Origin of the sequence: Brucella tritici, assembly GCF_008932285.1 — a bacterium.
In the GTDB taxonomy this organism is placed as follows: Bacteria; Pseudomonadota; Alphaproteobacteria; order Rhizobiales; family Rhizobiaceae; genus Brucella; species Brucella tritici.
Genome location: NZ_WBVY01000003.1, coordinates 15,117 through 27,153, shown reverse-complemented (window position 1 = coordinate 27,153; position 12,037 = coordinate 15,117). Strand labels below are relative to the sequence as shown.

Here is a 12,037-nt window from a genome sequence, read left to right as displayed (position 1 = left end):
AGTATTTTCTAAACGGCATCTATATTTGAAGTATCTAAAATAAAGCAAGGCACACAACTGTTCGCGGCGCGTATCGACGTCCACCGCGTGCTAGAGCGTTCCCGGTTTGATTGAAACATTGGAAATATTCCATCTATTTGTTTTCACGCATGTTTTTATCCAAAAACCGGTTCCCACTTTCGGGAGACATGCTCCGGAAAGCACAAACCCCGGCAAATGGCTTGCCGGGGTTTGTTCGATAGAGGCGATAATGAGCTCGGCTCACATCACTCGAAAGCGCCGTGGCAGTGCTTGTACTTCTTGCCTGAGCCGCATGGGCAGGCTTCGTTGCGGCTGACCTTGCCCCAGGTGCGCGGATCGGCCGGATCGCGTTCGGCAGCAGGGACATTGCGTTCGTCGTGCTGATGTTCAGACCATGCCGCTTCATCAAAATCGTTCTCGCCGGTTGTGCCGTCGATGTGACGGCCGATCATTGGCGGCAATTCCGGCTCTGGCGGTGCTTCGCGAACGATCTCGACGCGCATCAGTTGCGAGATAACCACTTCACGCAGGTTGGCAAGCATCGACTGGAACAGTTCGAAAGCTTCGGTCTTGTATTCATTCAGCGGGTCGCGCTGGGCATAACCGCGGAAACCGACAACCGAGCGCAGATGGTCGAGATTGACCAGATGCTCACGCCAGAGATTGTCCAGCGACTGCATGATGACCGATTTCTCGACATAGGTCATGATCTGCGGGCCGAAGCGTTCAGCCTTCTCGGCAGCAGCCTTGTCGGCGGCTTCCTTGATGCGGTTTTCGAACTCTTCTTCCGCGATACCTTCTTCCTTGGCCCAGTCCTCGACCGGCAGGTCGAGATTAAGCTTGGAGATGATGTCTTCCTTCAGGCCGGCAATATCCCACTTTTCCGCATAGGCGTCTTTGGGGATGCGCAACGCGACCATGTCCTCGATGACCTCGTGGCGCATTTCGCCAACGATCTCGGTCAGGTCCTCTTCGTCCATCATTTCCAGACGCTGTTCGAAGATCACCTTGCGCTGATCGTTCATGACATCGTCGTACTTCAGAAGATTCTTGCGGATTTCAAAGTTGCGGGCTTCGACCTTCTTCTGCGCCTTTTCAAGCGCCTTGTTGATCCACGGATGGACGATGGCTTCGTCTTCCTTGAGGCCGAGCTTCTGCAGCATGCTGTCCATGCGGTCGGAACCGAAGATGCGCATCAGGTCGTCCTGCAGCGACAGGAAGAACTTCGAACGGCCCGGATCGCCCTGACGGCCCGAACGACCGCGCAACTGGTTGTCGATGCGGCGGCTTTCATGGCGCTCGGTGGCGAGAACGTAAAGTCCGCCTGCGGCCAGTGCCTTTTCCTTCAGCTGCGCGATGTCAGCCTTGATTTCCGCGATCTTGGCGTCGCGCTCCGGACCTTCCGGTACATCGGCGAGTTCCTGACGGACACGCATTTCCAGATTGCCGCCGAGCTGGATGTCGGTACCGCGACCAGCCATGTTGGTGGCGATGGTGACTGTCCCCGGCACACCGGCCTGCGCGATGATATAGGCTTCCTGCTCGTGATAGCGAGCATTCAGAACCTGGAATTCCTTGATGCCTTCCTTGCGAAGACGTTCGGCCAGCTGTTCCGACTTTTCGATCGAGGTCGTGCCGACGAGAATTGGCTGGCCCTTTTCGTGCGAGGCGCGGATATCGCGCACGATGGCGCGGTATTTTTCCTCGACAGAGCGATAGACCTCATCGTCTTCATCGATACGCTTGACCGGCAAATTGGTCGGAATCTCGAGAACTTCGAGGCCGTAAATATTGCCGAATTCTTCCGCTTCCGTTGCTGCCGTACCGGTCATGCCCGACAGCTTGTTGTACATGCGGAAGTAGTTCTGGAAGGTGATCGAGGCCAGAGTCTGGTTTTCCGGCTGGATGGTCACGTGTTCCTTGGCTTCCAGTGCCTGGTGCAGGCCTTCCGAATAACGGCGGCCCGGCATCATGCGGCCGGTAAATTCGTCGATGATGACGATTTCGTCATTGCGGACGATATAGTCCTTGTCGCGCTGGAACAGCTTGTGCGCACGAAGCGCGTTGTTCAGGTGGTGAACGACGGCGACATTCTCGATATCGTAGAGGCTTTCACCCTTGAGGTGGCCCGCAGCTTCTAGGAGCTGCTCGACCTTCTCGGTGCCGACTTCGGTGAAGATCGCGGTCTTCTGCTTCTCGTCGATTTCAAAATCTTCCGGCTCAAGGGCTGGAATGAAGGTGTCGATGAGATTGTAGAAGTCGGAGCGATCTTCCAGCGGACCGGAAATGATGAGCGGCGTACGTGCTTCGTCGATGAGGATCGAATCCACTTCGTCGACGATGGCGTAATTATGCGGACGCTGCACCATCTGGGCGCGCTCATATTTCATGTTGTCGCGCAGATAATCGAAGCCGAGCTCGTTGTTGGTGCCGTAGGTAATGTCGCAAGCATAGGCCGCACGACGCTCATCGTCGTCAAGGCCGTGCTTGATAACGCCGACGGTCAGGCCGAGGAAATTGTAGAGCTTGCCCATGGTTTCGGCGTCGCGGGTGGCGAGGTAGTCGTTCACTGTCACCACATGCACGCCCTTGCCCTCAAGCGCATTGAGGTAGACCGGCAGGGTCGCCATCAGGGTCTTGCCTTCACCAGTGCGCATTTCGGCAATGCCGCGTTCGTGCAGAACCATGCCGCCGATCAGCTGTACGTCGAACGGGCGCATCCCGAGCACGCGCTTCGCGGCTTCACGCGCCGTTGCGAAAGCGTCGGGCAGAAGAGAGTCGAGCGTTTTGCCGTCAGCCAGCGCAGCACGGAATTCAGCGGTCTTGGCCTGCAATTGCTCATCGGTAAGATTTTCGTAATTCTTCTCGATAGCAGTAATCTGATTAGCCCGCTGGCGCAGGGTTTTAACGCGGCGGTCATTGGATGAACCGAATATCTTGCGGGCAAAGCCGCCAAAGCTGACCATCACTGGTCCTTTCCTGTCCGTTCAGCCGGAAGCGCTTCCGGCAATGTCGAATGCTTTATTCACGCGTATTGAAACAATTGCAAGAAAACTGCGTTGTGAAAGCTGCCAGATACGGCGCATTTCCGGCGCAATTCCCCCGCCCCTTACTGGACGTAAAGCCGAAGGACAGATAAGAGGGGCTTCGGGCGATGTCAACGTTGCTCCAGTGTGGTGGATCTGAAGTTCCTGTCATTTGCATGGCATCTACGCTCAGGAACTTCAAATCTGTAAACCACACTCGTTTCTATAAATTACCGGTGTGGCTTTGAATCCAAAATTCGTTAGCAACACTGCTCCAAAGTGATGCGAATTTCGAATTCGCCACACCATGGGTCGGAAAACCTTTCCTTTGTTGCAATATTGGGGAGATCCGGGCCAAATTCCGCCGCATTCATCGGGCCGGTAAGCGGTCACGAAGGAGAGAATTCCATATGAAAGCCATTCTGAAAGCCCCTTATCGCAAGGCTCTCGCTGTCGTCGGCATGTCTCTGGCGGCCTCGGTGGCGCTGGCAAGCTACTCAGGCGCCGCATTCGCACAGGATGCTGAAAAGCCTGCCGCTGCACCGGCTGCAGCCCCTGCTGAAAAGGAAGATCCGTCCAAGGTTCTGGCGACTGTCAACGGCAAGGACATCACGGTTGGTGCAGTCGATCAGGCTGCAGGCGATCTTGATCCGCAGTTCTCGCGTCTTCCCGCCGATCAGCGCCGTCTGGCTGCGCTTGCTGCCCTGATCGACATCAAGGCGATGGCTGGTGAAGCGGAAAAGGAAAAGCTCGACCAGTCCCAGGAATTCAAGGATCGTATGGAATTCCTGCGTGAACGCGCTCTCCATAACGAATATTTCAAGGATGCCGTTGTCGACAAGATCAGCGATGCCGATGTGCGTGCGCGCTACGACAAGGAGATCGCCGCCATGCCGCCGCAGGTGGAAGTGCGCGCTCGTCACATCCTCGTGAAGACCAAGGAAGAAGCCGAAGCCATCATCAAGAAGCTTGAAGGCGGAGCCAAGTTCGAGGACCTCGCCAAGGAAAGCTCGACCGACGGCACCGCAGCCAATGGCGGTGATCTCGGTTATTTCGCCGAAGGCCAGATGGTGCCTGAATTCGAAAAGGCCGCCTTTGCGCTCAAGCCGGGTGAATACACCAAGGAGCCGGTCCAGACCCAGTTCGGTTTCCACGTGATCCAGCTCGAAGATCGTCGCACCAAGCAGCCACCGGCATTCGATCAGGTCAAGGACCAGATTCGTTCGATCATCATGCGCGAGCGTTATGTCGAAACCGTCAAGAAGCTGCGTGACGGCATGAAGATCGACTACAAGGACCCGGCAGTCGAGAAAGCCATGAAGGATGCCGCCGCAGCCCAGGAAGGCGCGGACAAGGATGACGCGCCGGAAGAAGCTGCTCCGCAGCAGTAAAAACTAGCGTCAAATATCAGCGCCCCGGCTTGCCGGGGCGTTTTTTATTTCGATCTCGCGTTTCCCGCTTGATTTTGGCCCGCAAACCTTTCCAATGCGCGCGTCATATTTTGAATCCGAAATTCGCGTAGCGCCGTTTGCCGGGCATCATGATTTTCGGGTTTTCTACGAAACCGCATTCCATCGAGGCACATATGTCCGCGTCTGTTTCTCCTCTTGCTCCAAAACACTACCCCACAATGCCGGTCGTTCATGGCGTACGCATCGCCACCGCTGCTGCCGGGATCAAGTATAAGGGGCGAACGGATGTGATGTTGATGGTCTTCGACCGACCGGCAGAAGCCGCAGGGGTCTTTACACGTTCGCTCTGCCCATCGGCGCCGGTCGATTTCTGCCGACGCAATCTCGTGCACGGAAAGGCCCGAGCGGTCGTCGTCAATTCCGGCAATGCCAATGCCTTTACAGGCGTCAAGGGGCGTGAAGCGACGGAATCAACGGCAGAAGCCACCGCGAAAGCGGTTGGTTGCGCCAAAACCGATGTCTTTCTGGCGTCAACCGGCGTGATCGGCGAACCGCTCGATGTAAGCAAGTTCGCGCATCTGCTTGGCGATATGAACAAGGATGCGGTCGAGGATTTCTGGACCGAAGCCGCCAAGGCGATCATGACCACGGATACCTATCCGAAGGTTGCGACCGAAACGGTGCTGCTCGGTCAGGTGCCGGTCACGATCAACGGTATCGCCAAGGGTGCAGGCATGATCGCGCCGGATATGGCGACAATGCTTTCCTTCGTCGTCACTGATGCACCGATCAAGGCTGGCGTGTTGCAGAGCCTGCTCTCCAAGGGCGTTGGCTCGACCTTCAATGCCGTGACAGTGGATAGTGACACATCCACGTCGGATACGCTGATGTTGTTCGCCACCGGTGCGGCGGCAGAACGCGGTGCACCTGAGATCACCGATCCTGCGGACAAGCGTCTTGGTGAATTCAAGAAGGCGCTGGGCCGCCTCCTGAAGTCGCTGGCGCTTCAAGTCGTGCGCGACGGTGAGGGCGCACGCAAGATGGTGGAAGTGGAAGTGACGGGCGCAAAGTCGGCGGCTTCTGCCAAGAAGATTGCGCTTTCCATCGCCAATTCGCCGCTGGTCAAGACGGCTGTTGCCGGTGAAGACGCCAATTGGGGCCGCGTGGTCATGGCTGTCGGCAAGGCTGGCGAACCTGCTGATCGTGACCTGCTCGCGATCTGGTTCGGCGATATTCGCGTTGCGCATCAGGGCGAGCGTGATCCGGCCTATTCGGAAGCAGCGACGTCCGCTTATATGCAGGGCGAGGATATTCATATTCGCGTCGATCTGGGGATAGGCAAGGGCAAGGCAACCGTCTGGACCTGCGACCTCACCAAGGAATATGTTGCCATCAACGGCGACTACAGAAGTTGATCGAAGTGATGGAAAAACCCAGCACCCCAAGTCTCGCTATCGTACGCCAGCTTGAAGCCGTCGGCTTCCGTGCCTGGCCCGCCACGTCGGTCCACTATGACGGCACCTGGGCGATACGCATGACCGCAGCGCATCCATCCCGGCGTCTCAACTCGATTAACCCGCTCGATCCCGGCGACACGCGCGATATTCCAACACGTGTGGAACTGGCAGCACAGCGTTTTCGCGCCTATGGCCGTGTTCCCTGCTTCAGGCTTTCGCCGCTCGCGCCGCGCGAGCTTGAGGATTATCTCGAAGGGCTTGGCTGGAAGCGCCGGGACGAAACCATCGTGATGACGGCAAATCTCGAGGAACTCGACTTGTCGGGCGCCATCGACCAGATACCATTGAAGGATATCGGGCGCTTCGTGGATGCCTCGCTTTCGATCCATGAAAGACCGGAGGATATGCGGCCCGGGTTTTCCGAACTTCTCAACAGCGTTCGCCCGAACAAGGGCATGTTCGTGCTGGAGGAAGGTGGTCGCGCTGTATCCAGCCTGCTGTGTGTGCAGGACGGTGTGATGGCGGGTCTGTTCGATGTCGGAACCCTGCGTGACGCAAGGCGCAAGGGGCATGGGCACGCGATTGTCGGTTCTGCGCTCAAATGGGCCGCAAAGCTCGGAGCAAAGACGGCATGGCTGCAGATCGAGGCGGACAACGTCGCCGGACTTGCTCTTTACGAGAGCTTTGGCTTTCAGGAAGCCTATCGCTATGCCTATCGGGAGAGCAACGAGAAATGACCGAGGTAAAGGGACGGCGCATTCTTCTGGTCGCGGCTTGCGCGCTGGTGGATTCGGATGGCCGGGTTCTGCTGACGCAGCGCCCCGAAGGCAAGCAGCTTGCCGGGCTGTGGGAGTTTCCCGGCGGCAAGGTGGAACCGGGCGAAACACCGGAAGAAACGCTGATCCGCGAATTGCAGGAAGAAATCGGCATTACCACGAAGGTGGCCTGCCTTGCACCGCTGACATTCGCCAGCCACACCTATGATGACTTCCACCTGCTCATGCCGCTCTATGTCTGCCGCCGTTATGAGGGTATCGCACGGGGGCTCGAAGGGCAGGCGCTGAAATGGGTTCGCCCGAAGGATATGCGCGACTATCCGATGCCACCAGCCGACGAACCGCTGATCCCGTTCCTGTTGGATCTTCTGTAAAGAGGGCCCTGTCCACAACTGTGGAAAAAGGTTGGCAATTTCTTACGATTCCGCTGGCCGGTTAATCTATGATTCACTCCGTTGAGGCATTCTCGTTTTCGAGCTGCCCCGGAGTCTTGAAGCATGAGTTTCGACAACAATTATTTTAGCGCTGATCACAACGAATATACGGCCAAGCCGCTAACGAAGGCTGGTCGTGGAATCCTGCGCGTTGTGCTGTTGTTCGGTTCTGCCGTTGTTGCTCTGGCTCTCATCATTGTGCCGGTTCTCAACGATCAGGCAAACAAGGTTGCAGCCCAGTCAGTACTCCCGGCCGGGATCGATCGCACCATGACCGGTTCGATCAAGCGTGATACCGGCAACCAGCCGCACGCGGCAAGCCAGACCTATACAGTGCGCAAGAGCGTGCTTCAGCCAAGTCCCAATTCCGTCTGCATCATCGAGGCAAACGGCAGCCACCACGGCGATTGTTAGCCGTTTTTCGCATGTCTCCCAAAACCGGTTCCCGCTTTTGGGAGACATACTTTATTCTTCCTCAGCCTTTTTTAGCGCTTCCGCGAGCGATGCTTTTGCAGAGCCAGGCTTCAATGGCTTTTGTTGCGATTCATGTGGCGCCCAGCCGGAAAGCCAGATGACGGAGAAAGTGGCGCGGATGCGTCCGTCCGGATCGGAGAACCGCTCGGCGTAGATTTCAGCGGCACGCAGGAAAAGGCGTTTCGAAACCGGCTTGCGGGAACGGTCGCGCAGGATGTTCTGCATGCCCATGGCGCGCAGATCGGCCATCAGGTTGAACAGCGAATCGTAGCGCACCGTGATGTTGTCGACGTCGGTTACAGGCAGGGCGAAACCTGCACGTTGCAGAAGGCCGCCCACATCGCGTACGTCCGGAAACGGGAAAATGCGGGGCGAGGCGCCGCCCGTCAATTCGATTTCTGCTTGAAGCAGACTTTCGCGCAATTCACCCAGCGTTCCGCTGCCGCTCAAGGCGGCGAGAAAAAGCCCGTCCGGCTTCAGGGCGCGGGCGATCTGCACCATTGTGCCCGGCGTGTCATTGGTGGCGTGAAGCGCCATCAGCGATACTATAAGATCGGCGCTGCCGGATTTCAGCGGTAGCATTTCCTCATCGCCGACAATAGCGGGGTATGGGCTGTCCAAGAAATCTCTGTCGCGTTCGATGCGGACAATCAGGTCGGCCTTGCCAGTCTGTGCTATGGCTGCAGCCGCCGCGCCGGTATGGCCAGCCAGATCGACGGCGACAGGAAAATGGCGCTCCACTGCGTCGAGACGATCAGCGAGATCGTCGGCGATGCGCTGCAACAGGAAATCCGCGCCGGGTTCGGCCCGCGCAAAGGCGCGGCGGCGAAACGAGAGCAGGAGATCGCGATCAAAGATCGCGTTATCATCAGTCGGCGCAGGCATGGAATCCGTCTTCTCTTTCGAGCAAGGTTCAGTACAATCGTTGCGGGGATAGATGCATTCGAACGGGGGCGAATGCAATGGCGGATGACGATAGAACGCATCAAACCTTTTTGCGTAGCGCGGGCGAAAGGCTTCGGCGTCTGGCCAGCAGCGCTGTTCGCTCGTCGGCGGACATGTTGTTTCCGCCGACATGTATCGGCTGTCGGATGCATGTGTCCGAACCGGGGACGCTGTGTCCGAAATGCTGGCCGGAACTGCGCTTTATAGAAAGGCCTTACTGTCCTGTGCTGGGCATACCTTTCAGTCATGATTTCGGTGAGAATTTCATGAGTGCGGAGGCGATTGCCGATCCTCCACCTTTCCGGCGTCTCCGGTCTGCCGTCCTGCACCGGGGCGCGGCACAGCGGATGGCGGTTTCGCTCAAGTTTCATGACCGGACCGATCTGGCTCCTTGGATGGCGCGCTGGATGCAGCGCGCGGGTCGCGAATTGCTGGATGAATGTGATGTGATACTGCCGGTGCCCCTGCATCGCTGGCGGTTCTGGCAGCGGCGCTTCAACCAGTCGGCGGAACTTGCCCGCGCCTTGGCGAAACTGGAGGCGAAACCCTTTGCGCCGCAAGGCGTGAAGCGCGTGCGCCGGACCGAACAGCAGATCGGCCTTGGCATCAAAGAGCGAAAGCGCAATGTGGACGGCGCGTTTCGTGTGCCGCAGGAACACGAGATTCATGTTCGCGGGCGACGGGTTCTGCTGATCGACGACGTCTATACGACCGGCGCCACGGTCAAGGCGGTGACGCGGGCCCTGCTGCGCGGCGGAGCAAAAAGCGTGGATGTGCTGACGTTCAGCCGTGTTCTTCCGGATTGAACCGGATAATTGGCTACACAGGCTCGTGAAAAGCGTCAGGGCTTCCAGATAGCGCTTTTGCCGCTTATATAGTGGCCAAAACGATTGGAGTTTATAATGGTTGATGTAACGATCTACACGCGTATCGGTTGCCCTTACTGCACCCGGGCGAAGGATCTTCTGACCCGCAAGGGCGTTGCTTATAATGAAATCGATGCAGGCGCATCGCCGGAATTGCGCGCTGAAATGCAGGAGCGTTCGGGCCGTAACACCTTCCCGCAGATTTTCGTCGGGCCTGTTCATGTTGGCGGATGCGATGATCTTTTCGCGCTGGAAGACCAGGGTAAGCTGGATGGCCTGCTCAAGACTGGCGAACTGGCCTAGAGCATGTCTCCCGAAAGTGGGAACCGGTTTCGGGATAAGGACATGCGTAAAAACAAGCAGATAGAGCATTTCCAATGATCCAATCAAAACAGGAAATGCTCTAGAATTTGATCGGGTAGGGGAGAAGCCGATGAGTACGTTCCGCGCTGCTGCAGTACAGATGCGTTCCGGCACAGATGTTGTCCGCAATATCGAGGCTTTGGAGAAACTTGTCGCTGAAGCGGCAGCTCAGGGTGCGACTTACGTGCAATCGCCGGAAATGACCGGCGCAATGATGCGTGACCGGGTGGCCTTCAAGGCAAGCCTGCGTGACGAAACCAATGATCTGGTCTTCAAGGCAGCTTCGGTATTGGCGGCGAAGCACGGCATCTTCCTGCATATCGGTTCAACGGCTATCGATGCCGGTGATGGCAAGATTGCCAATCGCGCCGGAATTTTCACTCCCTCGGGTAAGAAACTCGTCACCTATGACAAGATTCACATGTTCGACGTCGATCTGGACAATGGTGAAAGCTGGCGCGAATCGGCGACCTATGAGCCGGGCAAGGAAACCGTTGTTGCCGAACTGCCTTTCGCAAATCTCGGCATGGCGATCTGCTATGATATTCGCTTTCCGCAATTGTTCCGTGCCCAGGCGCTTGCCGGTGCCAATGTGATCACCGGCCCAGCTGCCTTCACGAAACAGACAGGAGAGGCCCACTGGCACGTCTTGCAGCGTGCGCGTGCCATCGAAAATGGTGCATTCCTGATCTCTGCCGCACAAGGCGGTCTGCATGAGGATGGGCGCGAAACCTATGGTCATTCGATCATCGTTTCACCATGGGGCAAGATTCTCGCCGAGGCCGATCACGATGAACCGGGTGTCATTCTGGCCGACATCGACGTGGCGGAAAGCACTGCTGCGCGCGGCAAGATACCGAACCTGAAGAATGCGCGGGAGTTCGATGTCCGGACTTGCTCCGCGAAACAGAAAGAGGACGCGTAAATTCCATGATCCGCTTTTCGCTTCATTGCGATCAGGGCCATGAATTCGAGGGCTGGTTTCGCGACAATGCCGATTTCGACCGTCAGTCGGAAAGGAAGCTTGTCGCCTGCCCGGTGTGCAATTCGCAAACCGTTCAGAAGTCGCTGATGGCGCCTGCGGTCTCGACAAGTCGCGGCAAGGAAAAGATTGCCATGGCGCTGGGCGATACGCAAAAGCAGATGCTGGACGAAATGCGGGAGTTGAGCCGCAAGGTTCGCGAGAATGCGGATTATGTCGGCGACAAATTTGCCGAGGAAGCCCGGAAGATTCATTTCGGCGAGACCGAAACACGTGGTATCTACGGCGAAGCGTCGCGCGAGGATGTGCATTCGCTGCTTGAAGACGGTGTCGACGTTCTGCCGTTGCCGGTATTTCCAGAAGACAAGAACTGATTGCCTCATAGGAGACAAGGCGCATGAAACTGACGGATTCTGCGCCTTTTTTGCTGATTGCAACCGGCACTTTGCTGGGCCTCATCCTGCCGCTCGGCAAGATCGCCGCACAGGCCGGTATTCCGCCTGCCATCTGGACATTTCTGTTCTCGGCGAGTGCAGGGATCATTCTGTTCGCTGTTCTTCGCCTGCAGGGAAAGAAGATCGGCTTTTCAGGCGGGCGGCTGCGTTACTATATCTGCACCGCGTTCATCTCCTATGCCGTGCCCAATCTTCTCATTCTTTCTGCCATTCCGCGCCTTGGGGCGGGTTTTACCGGCATCATGTATACGCTCTCGCCGGTCATCACGCTTGTTCTGTCGATGGGGTTCGGACTGCGACGTCCCAACGCGCTTGGGATTGGCGGTATCGCTGCCGGATTTATCGGCGCGGTGATGGTGGCGATGACGCGCGGCGAGGTGGGGAAACCAGCCGATCCATTGTGGATCGCCGCTGCATTGCTCATTCCGGTGTTTCTCGCCATCGGCAATGTCTATCGCACGCTTGACTGGCCGAAGAACTCCGATCCGACCGAGCTCGCAGCCGGAAGCCATCTCGCATCGGCACTGATGCTTTTTGTTGGAATACTCATATTCACCGGCCAGTTTCCGATTGAAACACTTGCATTCGCGCCATGGGCTGCACTGGCCCAGTCGATAGCATCGGCTGGCATGTTCGCCCTGTTCTTCCGACTACAGGCGGTTGGCGGGCCGATCTATCTTAGCCAGATCGGCTATGTCGCAGCCGCACTCGGGCTTATTTCGGGAACACTTTTTCTAGGCGAACATTATCCGCTGCTGACCTGGATCGGTGCGCTGGTCATTTGTGCAGGCGTTGCCATGACAACGCGCGCACAAAGAGGTTGAGA

Annotated in this window: 12 protein-coding genes; 10 read left to right on the top strand and 2 right to left on the bottom strand. The window is 57.2% G+C overall.

Annotated elements, in window-relative coordinates:
* Nucleotides 1-266: 266 nt before the first annotated feature.
* On the bottom strand, nt 267-2,987 hold the full coding sequence (gene secA, locus F9K94_RS09960; RefSeq protein ID WP_151646398.1) for a preprotein translocase subunit SecA: 2,721 nt from the start codon (nt 2,985-2,987) through the stop codon (nt 267-269).
* 470 nt (nt 2,988-3,457) lie between these two features.
* On the opposite strand from secA, the gene F9K94_RS09945 reads away from it, so the two are divergent.
* The 5 genes from F9K94_RS09945 (at nt 3,458) to F9K94_RS09925 (ending at nt 7,540) form a co-directional block, all read left to right on the top strand.
* Entirely contained in the window at nt 3,458-4,438 is a 981-nt protein-coding gene (locus F9K94_RS09945) for a peptidylprolyl isomerase (protein ID WP_151645395.1), read from the top strand.
* Between the two features lie 194 nt (nt 4,439-4,632).
* Nucleotides 4,633-5,874, top strand: coding sequence for a bifunctional glutamate N-acetyltransferase/amino-acid acetyltransferase ArgJ (gene argJ / locus F9K94_RS09940; protein WP_151645393.1), 1,242 nt, complete (start codon nt 4,633-4,635; stop codon nt 5,872-5,874).
* Between the two features lie 8 nt (nt 5,875-5,882).
* On the top strand, nt 5,883-6,653 hold the full coding sequence (locus tag F9K94_RS09935; RefSeq protein WP_151645391.1) for a GNAT family N-acetyltransferase: 771 nt from the start codon (nt 5,883-5,885) through the stop codon (nt 6,651-6,653).
* Nucleotides 6,650-7,066 (top strand): 8-oxo-dGTP diphosphatase MutT, encoded by a 417-nt coding sequence (gene mutT / locus F9K94_RS09930; protein WP_006467893.1) that lies wholly within the window; start codon nt 6,650-6,652, stop codon nt 7,064-7,066. The genes F9K94_RS09935 and mutT overlap by 4 nt, the downstream gene beginning before the upstream one ends.
* Before the next feature lie 123 nt (nt 7,067-7,189).
* Nucleotides 7,190-7,540: a hypothetical protein gene (locus tag F9K94_RS09925; protein ID WP_151645389.1), complete on the top strand. Its 351-nt coding sequence runs from the start codon at nt 7,190-7,192 to the stop codon at nt 7,538-7,540.
* A gap of 51 nt (nt 7,541-7,591) precedes the next feature.
* Here F9K94_RS09925 and F9K94_RS09920 read toward each other — a convergent pair whose 3' ends face one another.
* On the bottom strand, nt 7,592-8,485 hold the full coding sequence (locus tag F9K94_RS09920; protein ID WP_151645387.1) for a methyltransferase domain-containing protein: 894 nt from the start codon (nt 8,483-8,485) through the stop codon (nt 7,592-7,594).
* 77 nt (nt 8,486-8,562) lie between these two features.
* Here F9K94_RS09920 and F9K94_RS09915 point away from each other — a divergent pair, with 77 nt between their 5' ends.
* The 5 genes from F9K94_RS09915 (at nt 8,563) to F9K94_RS09895 (ending at nt 12,035) form a co-directional block, all read left to right on the top strand.
* Nucleotides 8,563-9,351, top strand: coding sequence for a ComF family protein (locus F9K94_RS09915; protein WP_151645385.1), 789 nt, complete (start codon nt 8,563-8,565; stop codon nt 9,349-9,351).
* A 96-nt stretch (nt 9,352-9,447) separates the two neighbouring features.
* The gene (grxC, locus tag F9K94_RS09910) at nt 9,448-9,714 is read left to right on the top strand and encodes a glutaredoxin 3 (RefSeq protein WP_061344459.1); all 267 of its coding nucleotides are present in this window, start codon (nt 9,448-9,450) and stop codon (nt 9,712-9,714) included.
* Nucleotides 9,715-9,844: 130 nt separating this feature from the next.
* Nucleotides 9,845-10,699: a carbon-nitrogen hydrolase family protein gene (locus F9K94_RS09905; RefSeq protein ID WP_151645383.1), complete on the top strand. Its 855-nt coding sequence runs from the start codon at nt 9,845-9,847 to the stop codon at nt 10,697-10,699.
* A gap of 5 nt (nt 10,700-10,704) precedes the next feature.
* Nucleotides 10,705-11,130 (top strand): DUF1178 family protein, encoded by a 426-nt coding sequence (locus F9K94_RS09900; protein WP_151645381.1) that lies wholly within the window; start codon nt 10,705-10,707, stop codon nt 11,128-11,130.
* Nucleotides 11,131-11,153: 23 nt separating this feature from the next.
* Nucleotides 11,154-12,035 (top strand): DMT family transporter, encoded by an 882-nt coding sequence (locus F9K94_RS09895; RefSeq protein ID WP_151645379.1) that lies wholly within the window; start codon nt 11,154-11,156, stop codon nt 12,033-12,035.
* Nucleotides 12,036-12,037: the final 2 nt, after the last annotated feature.